Source organism: Halomonas sp. 141, from assembly GCF_002810305.1.
GTDB classification, from domain to species: domain Bacteria; phylum Pseudomonadota; class Gammaproteobacteria; order Pseudomonadales; family Halomonadaceae; genus Vreelandella; species Vreelandella stevensii.
This window is the reverse complement of sequence record NZ_PINZ01000010.1, coordinates 1-21106: the sequence shown is the minus strand read 5'-3', so window position 1 is coordinate 21106 and position 21106 is coordinate 1. Positions and strand designations below refer to the sequence as shown.

13 protein-coding genes are annotated in these 21106 nt (G+C 59.5%); 10 read left to right on the top strand and 3 right to left on the bottom strand.

All coding sequences use genetic code 11. The features are described from left to right. The first annotated feature begins 216 nt into the window (after positions 1-216). The 8 genes from CWI66_RS06730 to CWI66_RS06695 all read left to right on the top strand — a co-directional run bounded on the left by CWI66_RS06730 (position 217) and on the right by CWI66_RS06695 (position 13589). A complete protein-coding gene (locus tag CWI66_RS06730) occupies positions 217-2334 on the top strand; it encodes a type I secretion system permease/ATPase (RefSeq protein WP_254893732.1) in 2118 nt (705 codons plus the stop codon). Then, complete coding sequence (locus CWI66_RS06725) at positions 2334-3764, top strand: HlyD family type I secretion periplasmic adaptor subunit (protein WP_100731269.1); 1431 nt, start codon at positions 2334-2336, stop codon at positions 3762-3764. The genes CWI66_RS06730 and CWI66_RS06725 overlap by 1 nt, the downstream gene beginning before the upstream one ends. Then, a complete protein-coding gene (locus tag CWI66_RS06720; protein ID WP_081135387.1) occupies positions 3764-4399 on the top strand; it encodes a response regulator transcription factor in 636 nt (211 codons plus the stop codon). The genes CWI66_RS06725 and CWI66_RS06720 overlap by 1 nt, the downstream gene beginning before the upstream one ends. Positions 4400-4509: 110 nt before the next feature. Next, positions 4510-6273, top strand: coding sequence for a hypothetical protein (locus CWI66_RS06715; RefSeq protein WP_198517473.1), 1764 nt, complete (start codon positions 4510-4512; stop codon positions 6271-6273). Then, complete coding sequence (locus CWI66_RS06710) at positions 6270-7298, top strand: hypothetical protein (protein ID WP_100731268.1); 1029 nt, start codon at positions 6270-6272, stop codon at positions 7296-7298. Before CWI66_RS06715 ends, CWI66_RS06710 begins: the two co-directional genes overlap by 4 nt. An 8-nt stretch (positions 7299-7306) precedes the next feature. Then, the gene (locus tag CWI66_RS06705; protein ID WP_232710776.1) at positions 7307-9076 is read left to right on the top strand and encodes an ABC transporter ATP-binding protein; all 1770 of its coding nucleotides are present in this window, start codon (positions 7307-7309) and stop codon (positions 9074-9076) included. A 183-nt stretch (positions 9077-9259) separates the two neighbouring features. Beyond that, entirely contained in the window at positions 9260-13159 is a 3900-nt protein-coding gene (locus CWI66_RS17975) for a retention module-containing protein (RefSeq protein ID WP_198517472.1), read from the top strand. A gap of 103 nt (positions 13160-13262) precedes the next feature. Further along, entirely contained in the window at positions 13263-13589 is a 327-nt protein-coding gene (locus CWI66_RS06695; RefSeq protein ID WP_081193592.1) for a tryptophan synthase subunit beta like protein, read from the top strand. A 39-nt stretch (positions 13590-13628) separates the two neighbouring features. Here CWI66_RS06695 and CWI66_RS06690 read toward each other — a convergent pair whose 3' ends face one another. The 3 genes from CWI66_RS06690 to CWI66_RS06680 form a co-directional block, all read right to left on the bottom strand. Then, entirely contained in the window at positions 13629-15536 is a 1908-nt protein-coding gene (locus tag CWI66_RS06690) for a bifunctional diguanylate cyclase/phosphodiesterase (RefSeq protein ID WP_100731266.1), read from the bottom strand. 14 nt (positions 15537-15550) lie between these two features. After that, positions 15551-16255 carry a transglutaminase-like cysteine peptidase gene (locus tag CWI66_RS06685; protein ID WP_100731265.1) on the bottom strand — a complete coding sequence of 235 codons (705 nt, stop codon included), beginning with the start codon at positions 16253-16255 and terminating at the stop codon, positions 15551-15553. 92 nt (positions 16256-16347) lie between these two features. Further along, complete coding sequence (locus CWI66_RS06680; RefSeq protein ID WP_081193598.1) at positions 16348-17067, bottom strand: arylesterase; 720 nt, start codon at positions 17065-17067, stop codon at positions 16348-16350. A 58-nt stretch (positions 17068-17125) separates the two neighbouring features. Between CWI66_RS06680 and CWI66_RS06675 the strand changes: the two genes are divergently transcribed. Together CWI66_RS06675 and CWI66_RS06670 are read left to right on the top strand one after the other, a co-directional pair. Further along, positions 17126-17941 (top strand): ABC transporter ATP-binding protein, encoded by an 816-nt coding sequence (locus tag CWI66_RS06675; RefSeq protein ID WP_016913268.1) that lies wholly within the window; start codon positions 17126-17128, stop codon positions 17939-17941. Then, positions 17934-20498, top strand: a complete 2565-nt coding sequence (locus CWI66_RS06670; protein WP_100731264.1) for an ABC transporter permease — start codon at positions 17934-17936, stop codon at positions 20496-20498. Before CWI66_RS06675 ends, CWI66_RS06670 begins: the two co-directional genes overlap by 8 nt. Positions 20499-21106 lie beyond the last annotated feature (608 nt).

Genomic DNA, 21106 nt, shown 5'->3' with positions numbered 1-21106 from the left:
CGGCTGACGGTGTTCCATGGTTTTGAAAACGCCGTCAGTCTAGCTATCCATTATTATCCGGCTCACAAAAGCCCACCGCTGGCGGTCACTTTTTAGTCGTCAGGCATGTATAGTTAAGCGCTTCCCTGAGGATACGAGGTCTGTGTGACACAAACGAAGGTAACGACGACGGACGCAGTAAACTCACTGTCCGGGGAACAGCCAAATGGCGATGAATTGCTGGAGTGCCTCAAGGCAATTGCCTCGTTTCATCAGCATGAAGTCTCTGCAGAAGCATTGCGAGCGGGGTTGCCGCTGGAAGACGGCAAGCTAACGCCTTCTGTGTTTGGCCGGGCAGCCTCCAGAGCTGGGCTGACTGCGCGTATCGTCAAAAGCCCACTCTCAGGGCTCAATCCAGCACTGCTACCTGCTGTGCTGCTACTCGAACCTGGCCGGGCCTGTGTGCTGTTGGCCATTGATCTCAAACAGCAAAAAGCCCGTGTGCTGTTTCCTGAACTGACGGAATCCGAAGTCGAAATCCCTTTAGCGGAGCTCCATGCGGGCTATAGCGGCGATGCTATTTACGTTCGCCCGAAGTTTCTGACGGACAATGCTTCCGAACCAGGCGTCAATAGTAAGAAGCGCCGGGATCAGCACTGGTTCTGGGGCGTAATTCGCGAGAATCGGCGGTTATATCGAGACATCGTGCTGGGGTCGGTGGCCATCAACTTGTTTGCCATCGCCATGCCGCTTTTCGTGCTCAACGTTTACGACCGCGTCGTACCCAATCAGGCGACTGAGACGTTGTGGGTGCTGGCTATCGGTATTTTTATCGTGTTGTGTTTCGATTTGGCGCTGCGACTGATGCGCAGCAGCTTTGTGGATCTTGCTGCCAGCCGCGCGGATGTCAAACTCTCTTCATCGCTCATGGCAAAAGCACTGGGTGTCCGGTTGGAAGAGCGGCCGGCATCGACCGGCGCGTTCACAGCCACCATGCAGTCGTTCGAATCGGTTCGTAATTTTATTGGTTCGGCGACGATTCTGGGGATTGTCGATCTTCCCTTCGTGCTGATGTTTGCGGCCATTATTGCACTGATCAATCCCTGGTTAGTACTGCCGGTATTGATCGGAGCCGTGTTTGTACTGCTATATGCATTGGCCGCGCAAGGCAAGTTGCACGAACTTTCGCAAACCGCTTGGGAGGTCGGTGCTCAACGCAACTCCTTGTTGGTCGAGTCGGTTTCTCAATTGGAAAACGTCAAGGCCCTACGGGCCGAGAGCCGCATTCAACGCCAATGGGAAAAAGCCACAGCGTTTTTGGCTAAAATCGGTAGCCAGCTGAAAATGGTCAGTACGTCGGTATCCAGCGTGGCGCTATGGGCTCAGCATAGCGTCGCGGTCTGCGTGATCATTATCGGTGTCTACCAGATTATCGAAGGTAATCTCACCCAAGGGGGGCTAATCGCGGCCTACATGCTGTCTTCCCGTGCCATGTCGCCCATCAGCCAAACGGCAGCACTACTGGCGCAGTACCATCAGTCTGCTACTACCTTGGAAACGCTCAACACCGTAATGGATAAGAAAAGCGAGCGTCATGAGGGTAAGTCCTACGTCGAAAAACCCAGCTTCGAAGGTAATATCCGTCTCGAGAAAGTCACCCTGCGCTACCCAGAGGAAGAACGCGATGCTCTGCGTGAGGTCTCGATCCACATCAAGGCAGGAGAGAAAGTCGCCCTGCTGGGTCGTATTGGCTGTGGCAAGTCATCTCTCAATAAGCTGATCATGGGGTTCTACCAGCCAACGGCAGGTGCCGTGCTGGTCGACAACGTCGATATCCGCCAGTTGGATCCGCTGCATCTGCGGCGCCATATTGGCTATGTGCCGCAGGATGTCAGTCTGTTCTCGGGTTCCTTGCGCGAGAACATCGTGGCCGGGGGGGGAAATGACCGCGTCGATGACGAAGCGTTGCTCAGAGTGCTAAAGCTGGCTGGCTTGGAGGCGCTGGTAAATGGCCACCCTCACGGTGTGGATTTGCAGGTGGGCGAGCGCGGTCAGGCATTGTCTGGCGGGCAAAAGCAGGCAGTGGCCATTGCCCGAGCCTTGGTGCAGGACCCGCCCATCTTGTTGTTGGATGAGCCGACCAGCTCCATGGACAACGCCAGTGAAGAAGCCTTCAAGGCCAACCTGACCCGCATATCGGCAGGCAAGACCATTCTTGTGGTGACCCACCGCACATCGCTGCTGTCGCTGGTCGATCGCATCATCGTCATGGATGCGGGCAAAGTGGTGGCCGATGGCCCCCGCGATACCGTGGTGGAAGCGCTGCGTAAAGGGCAAATCGGGAGGGCTTCCTGATGACACGCAAGCCTTCCGTGACACCAGAGCAAAAAGGCTTCGATGCGATTGGCCGTTTTTCCGAAAAGGGTCAAAAACCGTTCCGACCTTTCATGGATCGACTGTTCGCCAAACGGGTCACCTCTGCGCACCTGAATCGGGATTGGGCAAGCGACACCGACTGGGCGCGCATGCAGCAAGAGCCTATCCGTGCGCGCCTGTTTCTCTATACGGTACTGCTGACCATCGTAGCCCTGCTGACATGGTCCTATTTCGCCGCCATCGATGAAGTGACCCGAGGCACGGGCCGCGTGATCCCCGCCAGCCAGCTCCAGCGTATCCAATCCTTCGATGGCGGCGTGGTCAATCAGATCATGATTCGCGAGGGGCAGCTGGTCAGCGCGGGAGATGTGCTGATGCAGATCGACCCGACTCGCTTCGTCTCGGATTTCAGGGAAAACCGCGCCCAGCGCTTTGCGCTGGAGGCACGTGCCGAGCGGTTAAGGGCGCTGGCCACCAATTCACCCTTCGAACCCTCCGATGAGCTGCGCGAAGAAGTGCCGCATATCGTCATGCAAGAGCGCGAGGTGTACGAGAGTCGTCGCGAAGAGCTGCGCGAGCAGGAAAACGTACTCAATGACCGTATCCGTCAGCGTCGAGAAGAGCTACGTGAAGCACAGGCACGGCGCGACACGGCTCAGCGTGAAGCGAACATGGCTAGCCAGGAACTGAACCTGACGCGCCCCTTGCTGGCATCCGGTGCGGTGTCGGAAGTGGAAGTGCTGCGTTTGCAGCGGGAAGTATCGCGTGCCACGGGTGAGCGCAACCAGGCAGATGCCTCGGTGTCACGTTTGCAAGCTGCCGTGGAAGAAGCCGAAACCCAGTTGAGGGAGCTGGGGGCCGAGCGTCGCAGCGAGTGGCGTAATGATTTGGCCCAGGCGCTGGGTGATTTGAATGCCCTGCAGCAGTCAGGCACTGGCTTGCAGGATCGCGTCCGGTTGACGGAGATCCGGTCACCAGTAGACGGCATCGTACAGCGTATCCACATCAATACGATCGGTGGTGTCGCTCAGCCGGGCCAGGAAGTCGTGGAAATCGTGCCGACCGATGATCAACTTCTGGTGGAGGCACGCATCGCCCCGCAGGATATCGCCTTCCTGCACCCGGGCCAGCCAGCCACCATCAAGCTCACCGCCTACGACTACGCGATTTATGGTGGGTTGCAGGCCGAACTCGAGCATATCAGCGCCGACACTATTACCGATGATGATGGCAATACCTTCTATCTGGTTCGCGTGCGCAGCCAAGAGAATGAAAACGTAGCCGACCGGCTACAGGTCATACCGGGGATGACCGCACAAGTGGATATCGTCACCGGTAAGCGAACCGTCATGCAGTTCATGCTGAAACCTGTTTTGAGAGCGTGGCGAGATTCCATGGGAGAGCGCTGATGAAACACTGGTTTATAACAACAGACGGGAGTTTGAAGGCGCGCTGGAAAAAAGCGTTTCAGGATGTGGGAGCCCTGACGCCTGACACCTTGGGCCAGCGCGTAGCGCCCAATGATCTTGTATGGCTTTCCACTACCGTGGATAGCTGGCCACTCATGGTTCCTGCCCTGATAGAGCAGGGGGCCATCGTGGTGGTGCTGAGCTATACCCCCGACGACCGTGAGGCGCTAAGGGCATTGGATCTGGGCGCCAGGGGCTATGTGCATACCCTGGCGGCGGCTGATGTGCTGAACCAGGTGGCTCTGGTCGTGACCCATCAAGGTGTGTGGGTTGGGCAAGAGTTATTGGCGAAAGTCCTCGGTGGTACGTTCAAGGCTCTCCAGCAGCGCGTTGACCATGACCGTTATCAACACAGCGACTACCTGCAGCTGCTCACCGAGCGAGAGCGTGGCGTTGCGTTGGCCGTGGCGCGTGGCGCCACGAACAAAGAGGTGGCCCGCCAGTTGGAGATCACTGAACGCACGGTCAAAGCGCATCTGAGCGCTATTTTTCGAAAGCTGTCAGTACGAGATCGGCTGCAGCTGATTCTCAAGTTGGCGCCGGTGGCGGAGCATGCCCCTGACAACGTTGAGTGACCCGCTGTGGCTGCGTTTTTGGGGGCCACATCGTTGCACACCAAAGCGTCCGCTGCCAGTACCTCACCTCGTTCATCACTTATACCCTCACTACTTATGCGAGCCATGACATGTCGGATCACGCCGTTCAGGAAGCACACGTTGCCCGTGAGGCTATCCACTCAGCCTTGCATGCTGCGGGTTCTGACGTGTTGTCACAATGGCAGCGTCAGCATGCCAGCGTAGCTCCTTTCGACTCACTGTTACTGGTCTCGGTAAGCGACGGCTATGCGCGGGCTCAGGTCACGACGCTGACGGTCGATGTCAGCGCACTGCGGGCGGGCCAGTGGGAAGTACTGGTGCCTGCGCTTGAACAAGCGATTACCCGACTGCAGCGCAAATTCGGGCATCCGCTGGTGGGGTGTCGCATCGAGTGGCCTTTCGCCGTGCGTGAAGGCCGTTGGGGGGCCTTCAAGCAGGAACTCATGCGCTATAAGCGTAGCTACTTTCGCAGTGGTTTGGCGTTTGAAGGCAAGCGCGAAGCCAGGCTGCTGCTCAGTGAAATGGAGCTGAATGCCAACGCCTGCCTGTATGGCGGGCACCAGGTGGGCCATGCGCAAATTAACCAAGCCCACCTGGAGCGCTACCTCAAGGCCCGCCACGGCTCTAGCCAGATGCCAAGCTTTGCCGACGAGATGCCCATGTGGAGTTTTGCTACGGCTGGCGTCTTTTTGGCGCTTGGCGGTGAACAGCCGAGCCATCATCTTCTGAGCACGCAGCCCCGCTGCTGGGGGCGTCGTGAAACTCCGCCGTTGACGCCTGCCTCCACCGCTGAACTGATAGCCCGCTCGACGCGCTTTCTGGGTAGGCAGGTACAGGCGAATGGCCGCTATGTGTATGGTTATTTTCCCTGTTTCAATCGTGACATTGGCACCTATAACATCCTCCGCCATGCCAGCAGTACTTATGCGCTGCTGGAAGGTTATGAAAGCTGCCTTACTCAACGGCTTCTTGACGATGAACAGCTCCGCCAGCTGCATGGCCAGATAGACCGCGCGTTGGAGAGCTTGCGCGATCGGGACATCATCGAGCGTGATGGCGCGGCCTATGTGGTCGACACGGGAAACATCATCAAACTAGGGGCTAATGCAGTGGCTATCCTGGCCCTGGTCAAGTATCAGCAGGTGATGGACGATGACCGCTATGCTGCGTTGGCCGACGCGCTGGCGTTGGGGATCGTCCGCATGCAGGAGGCTGATGGCAGCTTCGTGCATGTGCTGAATGCGGCGGATTTATCGCTCAAGGAAAAGAGCCGAATCATCTACTACGATGGCGAAGCGGCCTTTGCGCTGATGCGGCTTTACGGCCAGACTCGTAACCCCCAGTGGCTTGCGTGTGTCGTCAAGGCCTTTGACTATTTTATCGACAACGGCCATGAGCAGGCCCACGATCACTGGCTGGCCTACTGTACCAATGAGCTGGTGATGTACCGCCCCGAGCGCCGCTATTTTGAATTCGCAGTGCGCAACGTAGCAGGGTACATCGACTTCATCCGTGACCGGATCACCACTTTCCCAACGCTGTTGGAACTCTCCATGGCGTTCCACAAGACACTGCTCACGCTGGAGCAGATGCCGGAGCTTGCCGATGTGCTCGATGGCCTGGACATCGATGCGTTCTATCACGCGCTGCATACCCGCGCGAACTACCTGCAAAATGGATTTTTCTGGCCGGAAGTGGCCATGTACTTCAAGGCCCCGCACACCGTGCAGGACGGTTTTTTCATTCGTCATCACAGCTTTCGCGTGCGCATCGACGATGTCGAACACTACCTTTCTGGGCTAGTGGCTTATCAGCAGTTATTACTGGCGGGGCATCAGGCAGGGAGTGCATGACGCACCTGACCGTCGCGGTGCGTAAAGGGGCGCTGATCCTGCTGGCCCTGTTGCTCGGCAGCGACCTGTGGGCGGGCGTGGCACAACAGGATGCCTCGATTGCCAGCGTTTGTCGCACCTTGTCACGTGAGCCCGCGCTGGCCCTTGTGGGGGCAGAGCACGCGCAAGTGGCCCATGAAGTGGGGGCGCATTTTTCCATGCAGGCGTCAGATCAGTACCGTGTCTCCGAGGCTGAGCGGCTTACAGACATTGCCACCCAGCTGCTGGCTGCCGACGTGCTGTTTCGTGAGGTATTGGGTCTGACGCCCCCCTTGCAAAGGCCCCGTTATCAGCAGGCCGACTTTATCATGGTGATTCTGCGTACGGAGCAGGTTCGCGGCGGCCAAGCCTATGACGAAGTAGTACGTAACCCGGCCATTCCCGAATGCCATATTCGCATGGCCCTGGGCGGACGTGTTGAGGCCGCCACTAACCTGACACCAGCCCACGAGCTTTTCCACCTTTATCAAAATGCCCACATGATGTTCAAGCAAGGGTGGGTACACGAAGGGCTGGCACGCTGGTCGGAGTCGCTGCTGAGTGGTGACGTGCAGCCCGGTCCCCCTCTGCCTACGGCTAGTAGCGACCTGGAAAGCATCATGCAGTCGAGCTATGGCGCCGTGACCCTATGGCAACGATTATTTTATCTACTCGACCCCCAAGGCCGTATCTCGCTGCCCAGCTCACTGATGTCGCTGCGCTACCACGATGGCAGCCAGGTAGTGACATTGGAGCATCTTCACGGTAGCCGCTTCGTGGCGCCCCTGTTCGAAGCCCTCCATCAGGCGAGCATTTCCCTGGCTGAACAACAGCAATGGCCCACTTACGGCTGGGCCGAAGCCGAGCAGCGCAGCTTGCAGTATAACCATGCCATTCTGGCGGCTTTATACCGGGCGATATCGGCCTACGCGCCGAAGGAGCATCAGCCTGAAGAGCTGCGTAGGTTCATGCAGCTGATCGATACCATGCTGAAAGAACGGGAGTGAAGGGCTTCATGTCGGCAACCGAAGAGCAGAGAGCTCATCGTCGCCACCTACGCGACCTGATGTGGGCCCTTTTGAGTGAGGTGGTGCGACCATTCCGCTGGCAGGTAGGCGCCATTCTCTTGAAGCAAGTAACAGCGCAGATACTGTTGCTGGCCAGCCTGTTGCTACCTTGGCAGCTGTTACAAGTCTTGATGAGCGGTCAGAGTCGTTTGACCCGCGGATTGCCTGCACAGTTTGGCGATAATGACAAGATGGCGATGCTACTGGCCTTGGCCGTTCTCTGCTTTTGCGCGTTTGCGCTAATGCAGTGGTGGGTCAAGCGCAGCATCTCACGTTTGTTCGACGCCCTTTTGCTTAGGCTCAACAAGACACGCCTGGTAGCCAATCATCGGCCTTTGGGCAGGCGCATGCTGGCCATCGTGATGGGAGCGCTCTCTTCGATGTGCATTGCCCTATTGTTTTGTTTGGTCATTGCCTTTTTGCACCCGGCGCTAGGGTTCCTGGCAGTGGTTTGTGTGGCCATCCTGGGGCTTATCGTGGCGCGTTACTACCGCTTCGAAAAAGTGCCACAGCTTCAGGAAACGCTGCAAAGCAACGTATTGTCGGTCATCAATATCAGCTTTGCGCTTGGCTTTGTCATCCTGGTCATCGACTATCTGTATGGATCGGCGCGCCCCCTGTTCACACTGTTCGTCCTGCTGATTGCGTTGCGCCAAATGATGGCCGCCAGCGTCAACGGCATGGTCAACGCTCTGGGTATCATCAAACACGTTCAGCACATCAACATGCTGTTGCTCCCTCGCGCCCGGCAGGTAGCGATTGGCGAAGCAACGGACTTCCTCAAGCGCTTCGATGCGGCACGATTGGCCCAATGGCTGCCCGGCTGGTTGGCCGAACGTCATCATCTCGCATTCGTCGATATCGTCGAGTGTCGTCTGCTGCACAGTCGTACCGTCGCCCACGTGCTGCTATGCACGCAGCAGGACAGCGCAAGCCCCTCCTACTGGCTGTTGAAATGTTACGTGCCTTCGCGAGAGAACGAAGCGCACCACGAAATTGCGCTGCTCGAAGAGCGCAGTGCGGCGGCGGGAGCAATGCCGTCTGAAGTACCCAAACTGATCGGTCATGGCGACTTGCTTTGGTGCCATTACGTCGCTTTAGACATCGGCAGCCTGCGCCCGCAATGGCTCAACTCGGAAGAACGCAAACCCTGGCTGGCGGCGCTTCGCCAAACGTTACTGCAGACGCCACTGTCACTGAGCCTGATAGCACAGTACCGAGCTACCTTTGCCACGTTGCCAGAACGCATGAGAAGCATTGATACGAACCGCTTTGATTATTTGACGCAGGAAGATCGGCAAGGCTTTCAGATCACGCGATTCCAGGAAAGCTGGCCACAGATGATCGCGCTAGTCGAGAAGGTGCCAGCTGGCCTCACGCTTCAGAACCCCGCCACTGCACGCCTCGCATTGATAAACCAACAACCTCTATTACTCGACTGGCAAGGCTGGAGCCATGATACCCTGGGCGCCCATTGGCCCCTCTCGGCCAAACTCAATGGGGAAGTACTTGCACTGCTGTCGGCAAACTGGCCGCAGCTCACCCAAAGCCCCGAATGGGAAGCGCTGCACTCCCCGGAAGAGGCCACGCTCCACATCGCGCTGGCCGCGCGAGCCCATGAGTTTTGCCACCGCTGCCGCTTCGATAATGACGCTGGCGCTCTCAATATGATGGCGGGTCTGTTAAAGGCTCATGAATCCCTGCGCGCAGACCCGTAACCTCCGTTTCTCGTTTGCTTGACACGCAAATACTGCCCATTCATTGCGTATTGGCCACCGGTACAATAGGCAACCCCGTTGGCCAGCGCTACCTTGTTTACAATGCCGCCAATAGGCTTTTCTGCGTCTGCAGTCAGTCAGCCTCGGCAACCCCTTAATCGAGCGGTGGGTGGAGAACAAGACATGGCAACGGTGATAGCGATTTCAGGTCAAGCATGGGCACGCGACGAAGATGGCAACCTGCGTGAACTGCGCATCGGTGACGTCATTCAGGAGGGGGAAACACTCATTACCTCCGCCGATGGTCGCGTCGAGCTGGACTTTGCCGACGGCACCGGCGCCAACGTGGTAGAGGGCGGCCAGGAAGTCGCCGTTACCCCTGAGCTGAACACAGACGCCATTGTCGCCACCGATGCCAGCGCCCAGGACGACGACCTGGAAGCCCTGCTCGCCGCCCTCGAAGATGAAGACGGTGACCTGCTCGATCTCCTTGATGCCACTGCTGCCGGCGCTGGCGCAGGTGGCGGCGGTGGCGGCGGCAGCAGTTTCGTACGCGTTGCCCGTATCGCCGAAGAAACCGACCCACAAAGCTTCAACACCGACGGCGGCCTGGAAGGTGCCGAATTCGTAGAGTTTGACGGAGGTGCTGCCGCTACCGCTACTGCTGACGATACAGATGCCGACGCGGATGCAGATGCGGATGCCGACGCCGACGCCGACGCCGACGCCGACGCCGACGCCGACGCCGATGTAGATGCAGATGCAGATGCAGATGCCGACGCGGATGCAGATGCCGATGCAGATGCCGATGCGGATGCAGACGCCGATGCTGATGCAGATGCCGATGCAGACGCGGACGCCGACGCGGATGCAGATGCCGACGCCGATGCAGATGCCGATGCCGATGCAGATGCAGACGCGGACGCCGATGCAGACGCCGATGCAGATGCAGATGCAGATGCAGATGCAGATGCCGATGCCGATGCCGACGCCGATGCTGACGCTGATGCCGACGCAGATGCGGATGCCGATGCCGATGCTGACGCAGATGCTGATGCCGATGCCGATGCCGATGCCGACGCTGACGCGGATGCAGATGCCGACGCGGATGCGGATGCGGATGCCGATGCCGACGCAGATGCGGATGCTGACGCAGATGCTGACGCAGATGCCGACGCAGATGCCGACGCGGATGCTGACGCCGATGCTGACGCCGATGCTGATGCCGATGCAGACGCCGATGCAGACGCCGATGCGGACGCCGACGCAGATGCAGATGCGGATGCCGATGCAGATGCAGATGCCGATGCCGACGCGGATGCGGATGCGGATGCCGACGCTGATGCCGACGCTGATGCGGATGCCGATGCAGATGCCGACGCCGATGCGGATGCAGATGCTGACGCCGACGCTGATTCCGATGCCGATTCAGACGCCGATTCAGACGCCGATTCAGACGCCGATGCCGATGCCGATGCCGATGCAGATGCTGATGCGGATGCAGACGCCGATGCGGATGCCGACGCTGATGCCGATTCTGATGCAGACGCGGATGCCGATGCAGATGCCGATGCAGATGCGGATGCAGACGCCGATGCGGATGCCGACGCTGATGCCGATGCTGATGCAGAGGCTGACGCCGATGCAGACGCAGACGCAGACGCAGATGCAGACGCCGATGCCGATTCTGATGCGGACGCTGACGCTGACGCTGACGCGGATTCAGATGCCGACGCAGATGCTGACGCTGACGCCGATGCGGATGCCGACGCTGATGCCGATTCTGATGCTGACGCCGATGCGGATGCCGACGCTGATGCCGATTCTGATGCTGACGCTGACGCGGATTCAGATGCCGACGCCGACGCGGATGCGGATTCAGATGCGGATGCGGACGCCGATGCAGATTCCGACGCAGATGCTGATGCTGATGCTGATGCGGATTCCGATGCAGATGCGGATGCCGACGCCGATGCCGACGCCGACGTAGATATTGACTCTGATATTACTGTCAGCGTCACCGTGGATAACGGCGACGCGACCCTGGACATCAGCGGCACCAGCGCCGACGTTGCCGAAGGCAGCGTGGTGGCGATCACCATCACCGACCAGAACGGCGCGACCGTGACCACCACGGCCACCGTGGGCGCCGATGGCACCTACCTGGTTGAAAACGTCGATGTGAGCGGCCTGACGGACGGCCCGCTGACCATCGATGCGAGCACCACCGACAACAACGGCAACCCCGTTGAGGCCGACACCAGTGCGGTACTGGATGCGGTTGATGCCGATCTGACCGTGGTGGCGACCGTGGATAACGGCGACGCGACCCTGGACATCAGCGGCACCAGCGCCGACGTTGCCGAAGGCAGCGTGGTGGCGATCACCATCACCGACCAGAACGGCAACACCGTGACGGCGACGGCAGTAGTTAACGTGCATGGTGACTACAGTGTTGCAAATGTTGATGTCAGTGATTTAGAGGATGGTGAGCTAACCGTTACAGCCGCCGCTACGGACAACAACGGCAACCCTGTTAATGCCACTACCAACGTTGATCTCGACTTAACGCCACCGCTCCTTGCGTTCGACGATTTGCCAACGAATATTAATAACACCATGCCTGATATTACCGGTACGTCCGATGAAATCGGCGCGACCGTGACCGTGGTGGTGAAGGATGCAAACGGTGTAGAGCAGACGGTAACAGGAGTGGTACAAGAGGATGGCTCTTGGGCAGTAGAGCTGGTGCGTCCATTGGCGGTTGGTAATTATACTGCTGAGGCTTCTGTTAGTGATGCTGTGGGCAACGAAGCCACTGCGGAGGCTGATGCGCCTGGCCTCATTCTGCCATCGGTCTCCATTACCGACTTTGCGCTGCGGGAAGAGGTAGGTGTGGAAGTCACCGAGCTGATTTGGGAGGGAGGGCTTTCCAATAGTCAGTTTGGTGTTACGTCCACTGTGAATAACACTACGTTCGGGCCCGGTGCTAACCTGAGCTCAAATCAAATTTCGCATACGCAGGATCTTACGATCACCAGTGTCGAAGGGAGTAACAGCACTGCACTCATGGCAGTGGGTGATGTTTATTCAGTATCTTATACACAAGTGTCGTACGTACAAAGATGGTGGGGTTGGGAGGAGGTGCGCACCAACATCACCACCGAAATGACCGTCATACGTTCTGACTACTTCTCAGTCACGGGTGAGCCGAAGGATATCTTGATTCTTCAAGGAACTGTGGATGGCCAGCAAGTGTTTCTCGTCATTGACTCGGATGGTGTAATTCCAAACAGGGTAGACTATGTGATTAATGACCAGCAGGACACGGATGTCGGCTTCCGAGAGTTCAGTGTTAACGGCACTGGTATGCCGGGCTCTAGTGTTGAAATCTTCCAGATTGATGACAATGGCGATGAGCAGACGCTTGGCACTACGACAATTGATGCTGACGGTAACTGGAGCTTTGACGTTGGCTCGCTGGTAGGCCGCACCGGGCAACTCAAGGTGAATTCAGTGGATGAGTTTGGCAATGAGTCCACAGATATCAAAGACTTTATCTTTGGAGAAACCAATATTTCCAACACGCTGGAAGGTGGTGAGGGTGACGATCTGATTGTTGGCGGTTTGCAGGATGATACTCTGAGAGGTGGTGATGGTGACGATATCCTCTATGGTGAAGGGGGTAATAACACCCTTATCGGCGGTGCAGGGAATGATATTCTGGTCGGTGGGGATGGTAATGACATCTTCCTTTGGCAGGATGGAGACCAGGGGGAGATAGGTAATCCTGCCGTCGATGTGGTCAGGAACTTTGGCAGTGGTGATAACGTGCTGGATATCGCAGACCTGCTCCAAGGAGAAGAGGATGCCGTCGATCTCAGCGCTTATATCGTAGCCGAGGAAGACGGAGCCGATACGGTGCTCTACCTCAACTCCCAAGGTGGCTTGGGCGGCAATAAGAATAATGCCGATCAAGTGATTCGTCTGGAAGGCAAGTCTTTCAGCGATTTTAGTGCCAGCGATGGTGAGGATCTGATCGCTAAGATGATTGCCAACGGTCAATTGAACATCGATCAATAATTCTCGACCCAACCCAAAGGCCGCCCACGGGCGGCCTTGTTGTATCTACAGTAAGATGACGTTTAACAACCAACCAGCGCGTTGACTGACAGGGGAAGCCGCTATGCTCTATATCAAACGTAACGCCAAGGGGGAGATCGTGACGCTTAGCAAGGAGCCTACGCCCGAGTGTAGCGAGACCATCGCGGCCAATTCGCCAGAGGTGTTTGCCTTTCTGGCCCAGCAAACGGGGCAGTCGGCGCAAATGATAGCGTCTGACCTGGCTTTCGTGAGGGTGGTAGAAGACATGCTGGAGGTGTTGCTGGAGAAGGGCGTGCTGAGCTTTACCGATTTGCCTGCTGCCGCCCAGAGCAAGGTGATGGAGCGTAAGTCGCTTCGCGCAAGGAATGACGTGAACCTGCTAGGGGATGACGATACGCCACTCTGGTAAGGACGTGCCTCAGGCACGCCCTTACCACCATGGTGGGGCCTAGCTGGCTCGAACAGCTGGGCCTGTCACGCCATCTACACCGGTGCGGAACAGGCTTTCCAGCTCCTCCGGGGCGGCCACGCCCTCGGCGATCACCTCAATGCCGAGTGAGTGGCACAGGGTGGCCATGCCGCGCACGATGGTTTGCTGCTCGTGGGAGGTATCGATACCCCGCACCAGGCTGCTGTCCAGTTTCAGGTAGCTCAACCCTACGTCGTGCAGGTCGGCCAACTTGGTGAATTCAGCACCCACGTGTTCGATGCCGAACTGGCAGCCCAGCGGGCGCAGAGCGCTGCATAGCCCGCGCAAGCTGCCAATGGCGTGTGGCGTTAGCGTAGCGGGTACCTCGAAGCAGAGCTTGCGTGCCTGGGCAGGCTGCTTCTCCAATAGCTGTCTCAGCTCATTGACGAACTCGGCGTTGGTAATCGATGCAATCGACAGGTTGATCCCGAGCGACTGCTCGCCGTGGGCCTTGAGCTTGTCAAGTGCCTTGCGCACTACTGCGATATCCAGCGCGGGCTCCATCGAAAAACGCGTGACCCAGGGAATGAAGAGCCCCGCACTTTGCCACTGGTTAGCCAGCTGTAGGCGGGCAGGGCATTCGTAGTGCAACACCTGCTGCTCGGCATCCATGACCGGGAAGTAGGCCAATTGCGGCCCCTGGGCAATGGCGTCGGTCAGGGCCGTGCGCCACTGCGTGTGGTTGCCGAACAGAGAGCCCTGTTCACGCTGCCGCACCACGATATGGGTAGCGCTGCTGGCACTTTCCGCCTCTGCCAGGGCGTCGTCCAGCGTCGCCAGCAGCGGGCCACGTTCATCATGCGGATGGTAGGCTACCACGGCGGTGGCCAGGCCCGGTGTGGCGCTATTGTGGGGCGACGTTACCTGTGCCAGCGCTTCTTCCAGGCGAGGCAGTAGTGCGTGAGGCTCCTCCTCCATGGGTAGTATCAGCAGAAAGTCACTGCCGTTGAGTCGGCCCACCAGGGGCTCTTCCGACGTGCTATCCAGCGCGGCCAACTGCTGGGTGAGCTGCTTGAGCAGGGCATCGGTGGCCTGGTGGCCAAGCTGCTCGTTCAACTGCTCCAGGGCGCGCACGCGCACCATGACCAGCAGCCCCGTGGCGCGAGCTTCTTCACTCTCCAGCAGGGCGCCCAGCTTGCCCATGATCACATCGCGGTTCAGGGCACCGGTCACGCGGTCGTGCTGCAGGTGGCGGCGCAGCTCGTCCAGCTTTTGCCCTTCGTGGCTGAGCATCTGGCGCACGTTGGCCGACAGCACGTTCATGGCCTGGGCCACTTCACGCAGCTCCAGCGTGCGGGGTTCCTTGATGGTGGTGAAGCGGCGCGCGCTGATGTCCTTGGCCTGGGCCACTACTCGTACCAGCGGGTGCTTGATGCCCCGCACCATCACCGTGGCCAGGGTCAGGCTGATCGCCCCCGCCAGCAGGAACCAGCCCGCCAGCTCCAGCATGCTGCGCCATAGCGAGGCGTAGGCAAAACTGTGCTGGCTCTCCAACTCCAGCGTGCCAAACTGTCGCCAGCCATCCTGAATGGTGGCCGTGCCCACGGGCACATCGAACTGCACCAGGCTACGAAACCAGCCGGGCACGTCACCGCTGTACTCACCGGCACGGCGCTCCACCAGCACGTCGCCTTCGGCATCACGCAGCACGATAGAACGGTAGTAACCGGTATCGAACTGCGCTGCAATCAGCAATTCGAGGATCACCAGTTCCTTGTCCAGTTGGCTCATGGAAAGCGCCAGTGCCGTGGCGTTGTCCTCGTTCTTGATGCGCACTTCCTGCTCGATGTAAGCGCGGCTGCTGTTGATGCTGATGGCCAGGCTGCCGACGAACGACAGCAGCAACAGCACGATAATGGCCAGCCAAAGCTGTTTGATCAGCGACATGGTGCCTGTTCCTCTTAGATGAATCCTTGTGATTGCATGCGCTCGATGACGCTGCGCCAGCGAGACAACCGCGCCAGCGGGTCGGCGCGAGACTCGGAGCCGCCGCCTGCCCACAAACCACTGCTATTGAAACTGAAGACCGGGTCCAGGTCGTTACGCTGGGAAGCGGGCGTGATGGAAGGCATCAGGTTATCCAGCACCAGCGGTTCGGCATTGGGCGTCGAGTAGTAGCCCAGCACCATGTGCGCCTGGGTAATCTGACTACGCCCGATCCGCGCGCGTACGTAAATCATGCGAAGCCGGTCACCCGGAACGCCCAACTGCTTTAACGTGATGTATTTGGCAATCGAATAATCTTCACAGTCGCCCTGGCCTTTACCCATGGCTTCCAGGGGCGTGGCCCAGAAGTCTTCCTGGCCCCAGTTGTTGATATCATCTACCCAGCGAATGCGCCGGTTGAAGAAGTCATTCACGTCACGCAGCTGCGTTTGAATATCCTGGCCCTGCAGGCGGTCGAGCAAACTGAACCACTCTTCCAGTACGTTCACGCCGCTTTGGCCGTAAAGCCGTTGCATGGATTGACGCAGCTGCTGAGGGTTGAAGGCGGCCGCAGGAGAGGGCTGAAGCCCCAGCCCAACACCCAGCAACAAGGCGCCTGTGACGGTCAAGAACCGCCGACGTGTCAGGCCATGGGGAGGAGGGAGTGAGTGCAGGGACATGGACGCCATGAGCGTTGGGTAAATAGGCCTTCAGATTACTCGCTGACATGCAAAAACGCTATCCCTGCTGGTCACAAAGCATCAACGTTTTGTTACTGGGCTGCCTGATAGGTGGCTTCCAACATGGGCTCCAGTTCGGGCCAAACGTTGTCGAGAATGATAGGCTGGGCCTCTGCCGTGGGATGAATGCCATCGCTTTGCATCAACTGTGTATTGAGCGCCACATCTTCCAGCAGGAAGGGCACCAGTGAAAGCGCGTACTCATCCGCCAGCGAGTGGAACACGCCGGTAAAGGCATCACGGTATGCCTGCCCGTAGTTGGGCGGAATATCGATGCCCAGCAGCAGTACCTCGGCATCGGCCTGCTGGCTCTGTTCGATCATGCTGGCCAGGTTGGCGCGCATCTGGGCGGGGGGCAGGCCGCGCAGGCCATCGTTGCCGCCCAGCTCCAGCAGAACGATATCCGGCTGACGCTGTCGGAGAATATCGGCGAATCGTTGAGCACCGCCAGCGGTGGTTTCACCGCTGATGCTGGCATTGACCACCTCGGCCTCGCCCTCCAGACGCTGGGCGAGCAGCGCCACCCAGCCTTGCTCTTCTTCGATACCATAGGCAGCGCTCAAGCTATCGCCCATCACCAGCAGTGTGGGCAATGAGTGGGCACTGTCGTCATCATGGCCGTCATCGGCGTGCGCTGGAAGTACGCTCAAGCAGGCCGCCAGCGTAATGGCCGCCAGCATCACGAAGTTTGAGAAGGCCGATTTTGCAAAAGCTGTGTTGAAGAAGCCAGTTTTCAAGAGTGTCGTGTGCATCGCCTGCTGTATAGGTACCATTCGTTGTCGAACCGTTATTAAAGGGAATTCACGCTTCATGTCCTACTCCTCTGACCCTACTTCCAAAGTGCCCAGCGATGCTGCCAACGCGCATCCGCCCATCACCGACACGCTAACGTCAGATAAGGTTCCCCCGGCCATGGCGCCCAACGTGGTGCTACATGCCCATCAGTTGGCAAAACGCGTCGCCAGTGGCGAGCGCTCGCTGACCATTCTGGACAACCTCGATCTCAGCGTGGCCGCCGGGGAAAGCGTTGCCATTCTGGGCAAGAGTGGGGCCGGTAAGTCTACCCTGCTGGGGCTACTGGCGGGGCTGGACACGCCCAACGACGGTGAGCTGACGCTATTTGGTCACCCGTTGAGCCAGCTGGATGAGGATGGCCGTGCCGCGCTCAGGGCCGGACGAGTAGGCTTCGTGTTTCAAAATTTCCAACTGCTGCCCACGCTCAGCGCCTTCGAAAACGTGCTGCTGCCACTGGAGCTGTCGCCACGGGCAGGGGAAACCGCTGCCGCCCAGCAATGGCTGGAACGTGTGGGGCTAGGGGAGCGCACCTCGCATCTGCCCAAGCAGCTGTCGGGGGGCGAGCAGCAGCGCGTGGCGATTGCCCGTGCCTTCGTCACCGACCCGGAGCTGGTGTTCGCCGACGAACCCACCGGCAACCTCGACCCGGATACCGGCGCACAAATCATCGACCTGCTGTTCACGCTGAACCAGCAGGCGGGCACCACGCTGATCCTGGTGACCCACGACCACGCATTGGCGCGCCGTTGCGACCGCTGCCTGCGGCTCACCAATGGCCAGTTGACGCCTTTCGTTCCCGCTCCGGCCACCAGCGAGGAAGGCAATGAGTGACATCAACTGGCGGCTGGCCGCCCGTAGTTTAAAACGTGACTTGCGCGCGTCAGATGTCCGGGCGCTGTTCGTGGCGCTGATGTTGGCGGTGGCGGCATCTACCATGATCGCCTTTTTCCTGGACCGTCTGGAGCGTGGCCTGGAGCGCCAGGCCAGCCAGATACTGGGCGGCGATCTGGTGCTGGAACAGCGCGAGCCCTTCGATGAGCGCCTGCGTACCGAACTCGAAGCGGCGGGCTTTACCCTGAGCGATCAGGTAGACCTGGTGTCGATGATTAGTCGCGGTGAGCGCTTTCAACCGGCCAGCCTCAAGGCCGTCGATGATATCTACCCTCATTATGGCGTCAACCTGGTCGATCTGGGCAACGGCGTCGAACGGCTGGCCTCCGGGCCTGCCGCCGGTGAAGCCTGGGCCGACCCGCGCCTGGCGGAGCTGATCGAGATCCAGATTGGTGATCAGGTACAGGTAGGCCAAACCGAGCTGACCATCACCGGCATCATCGAGCGTGAAGCCGACCAGTCCGCAGGGTTTGGCAACTTCAACCCCCGGCTGATGCTCAATACCGCCGACCTTGATGCCACCGGGCTGGTGCAGCCTGGCTCCCGGGTCGAGTTCGAGCTGCTGGCCGCCGGGCCGCCTGCTGCTCTGGAGCAAGTGCAAGGCTTGCTGGCGGAATTACGCCGGGAGGGCGTGGACGTGCGTGATGTCCGCGTCGACCGGCCGCAGCTGGGCAATGCACTGCAGCGCGCGGAGAGCTACCTGGGGCTGGCAGGGCTGGCAGCGGTGCTGTTGGCCGGGGTCGCGGTGGCCATGTCGACCCGTCGCTATGTCGAACGCCACCTGGACACCGCCGCGCTGCTGCGCTGCTTCGGCGCTAGCCAGCAACAGCTGGTCGTGCTGTTCAGCCTGCAACTGGTGGGGCTGGCGTTGATAGCCTCGCTGCTGGGGGCCATCCTCGGGCTGGTAGGCCAGGCACTGCTGCTGTGGTTATTGAGCAGCTTCCTGCCCATGACGCTGCCTGCCCCCGGCATCATGCCGCTATGGCTGGGTATCTTCACCGCGCTGGCGGTGCTGGTGGGCTTTGCCGGCCCCACCTTGCTGCGCATCAAACAGGTGAGCGCGCTGAAAGTGCTGCGCCGTGAGCTGGACCCACTGCCGCCTGCCGCCTGGCTGGTGGTGGGCGTGGCCAGCTTGGTGTTTGGTGGCCTGCTGTGGCTCTACTCGGGCAGCTTCTCGCTGGCCCTGGCGCTGCTGCTGGGCGGTTCTCTGTTGCTGGCACTGTTGTGGGGCGTCAGTGCCTTGCTACTGAACGGCTTGCTCAAGGCAGTGCAGGGCCTCTCCGGTGCCAGTGAGTGGGGCCAGGCCCTGCGCCTGGGGGGGCGGCAGTTAGCCCGGCGCAAACAGGCCGGGTTGGGGCAACTGCTGGCCTTTTCGGTGACGTTTTTCGCCATGGCCATGATCGTGCTGGTACGTGGTGATCTGCTGACCACCTGGCAAGACCAGCTGCCGGACACCACACCCAACTACTTTGCCATCAATATCCAGCCCAGCGAACGCGAGGCCTTCGAGCAGGCCGTGGCCCCTCGCGTCGAGACCCAAAGCACGCTCTACCCCATGGTGCGCGGGCGCATCAGTGCCATCAACGGGCAAGCCCCTCGGGATGCCGTGCCACCCGATGCCCGTGGCGACAACTCCTTGCGCCGGGAGCTGAACCTCACCTGGCAAGCCACGCTGCCGGAAGGCAATCGCGTGGTGGCCGGGCAATGGTTTCGCACCCCCAGCGAGCCCCAGGGTTGGATGAGTGAAGTCGAAGCCACTGCCTCGGCGGTGGCCAGCACCGTACCCATTTCCGTGGAGGAGGGGCTGGCAGCCCGCCTGGGGCTAGGCGTGGGCGATGAAATGACCTTCACCGTGGGGGGCGATACCATCACCACCCGCATCGACAGTTTGCGCAGCCTGAACTGGGATAGCTTCAACCCCAACTTCTTCGTGATCTTTCCGCCGGGCGTGCTGGAGTCCTTTGGGCATAGCTTCATCACCGCCTTCCACTTGCCAGACGCGGAGCAGGGCCTGGTTCGCCAACTGGTCAGCGACTTCCCCGGCGTCTCGTTGCTCAACGTCGATGCCATCCTGGGTCAGGTGCGGGACGTGCTCACTCAGGTAACGCGGGCAGTCGAGCTGGTGCTGGCCCTGGTGCTGTTGGCAGGGGTGAGCGTGTTGTATGCTGCCCTCACGGCCAGCCGACCGGTACGCGCCCATGAAAGCGGCCTGCTGCGGGTGTTCGGGGCGGGTAATCGGATGATCTCCCGCGTGCAAGGAGCCGAGTACGCCCTGCTGGGCTTTGCCAGCGGGCTGCTGGGCGCCGTGCTGGCCGAGCTGGTCACCGCCGCGCTCTACCTCTACTGGCTCGACCTCACCCCGCGCTTGCATTGGGGCCTGTGGCTAGTGCTGCCCCTGGGCGGCGCGCTGTTGATCGGCATCATTGGTCATCTGCTTTCTTACCAACTGCGCCGCCAAGCCCCCGCCGCCAGCCTGGGGCTGTTGGGAGAAGCGTAGGCAATGAAGGAGTGGCTGCCCCGGCAGCCACTCAAGCCCACTTGAGAGAGGCCCATTCATTGGCTTATAGCCAGAGCAGCCACCCAAGCTATCCTGTGGGAGGCCAATTTATTGGGCGACTGCCTGGGCAGGCACCCAAGCTATCCTGTGGGAGGCCAATTTATTGGGCGATTGCTTGGGCAGGCACCCATATCAAGCTGGGTACTGGAATCATCGCGAGCTAAAGCTCCCTCCCACAAGAGTCTCCCAGCCACAAGAGTCTCCCAGCCACAAGAAGCTTCCAGCCACAGCTGGGCTTATTGGCTATACCAGAGCAGCCACCCAAACCAACTTGTGGGAGGCCAGTTCATTGGCTTATAGCCAGAGTAGCCACTCAAACTATCCTGTGGGAGGCCAATTTTATTGGGCGATTGCTTGGGCAGGCACCCATATCAAGCTGGGTGCTGGAATCATCGCGAGCTAAAGCTCCCTCCCACGAGAGGCTCCCAGCCACAGTGGGGTTATTGGCTATAGCCAGTGCAGCCACCCAAGCTATCCTGTGGGAGGCCAATTTTATTGGGCGATTGCTTGGGCAGGCACCCATATCAAGCTGGGTGCTGGAATCATCG

Coding starts and splice junctions, on each gene's coding strand:
- CWI66_RS06685 (WP_100731265.1), bottom strand. CDS start 16,255: ATGTCCCTGCACTCACTCCCTCCTCCCCATGGCCTGACACGTCGGCGG.
- CWI66_RS06670 (WP_100731264.1), top strand. CDS start 17,934: ATGAGTGACATCAACTGGCGGCTGGCCGCCCGTAGTTTAAAACGTGAC.
- CWI66_RS06715 (WP_198517473.1), top strand. CDS start 4,510: ATGTCGGATCACGCCGTTCAGGAAGCACACGTTGCCCGTGAGGCTATC.
- CWI66_RS06705 (WP_232710776.1), top strand. CDS start 7,307: ATGTCGGCAACCGAAGAGCAGAGAGCTCATCGTCGCCACCTACGCGAC.
- CWI66_RS06680 (WP_081193598.1), bottom strand. CDS start 17,067: ATGCACACGACACTCTTGAAAACTGGCTTCTTCAACACAGCTTTTGCA.
- CWI66_RS06725 (WP_100731269.1), top strand. CDS start 2,334: ATGACACGCAAGCCTTCCGTGACACCAGAGCAAAAAGGCTTCGATGCG.
- CWI66_RS06675 (WP_016913268.1), top strand. CDS start 17,126: ATGTCCTACTCCTCTGACCCTACTTCCAAAGTGCCCAGCGATGCTGCC.
- CWI66_RS06695 (WP_081193592.1), top strand. CDS start 13,263: ATGCTCTATATCAAACGTAACGCCAAGGGGGAGATCGTGACGCTTAGC.
- CWI66_RS06710 (WP_100731268.1), top strand. CDS start 6,270: ATGACGCACCTGACCGTCGCGGTGCGTAAAGGGGCGCTGATCCTGCTG.
- CWI66_RS06690 (WP_100731266.1), bottom strand. CDS start 15,536: ATGTCGCTGATCAAACAGCTTTGGCTGGCCATTATCGTGCTGTTGCTG.
- CWI66_RS06720 (WP_081135387.1), top strand. CDS start 3,764: ATGAAACACTGGTTTATAACAACAGACGGGAGTTTGAAGGCGCGCTGG.
- CWI66_RS17975 (WP_198517472.1), top strand. CDS start 9,260: ATGGCAACGGTGATAGCGATTTCAGGTCAAGCATGGGCACGCGACGAA.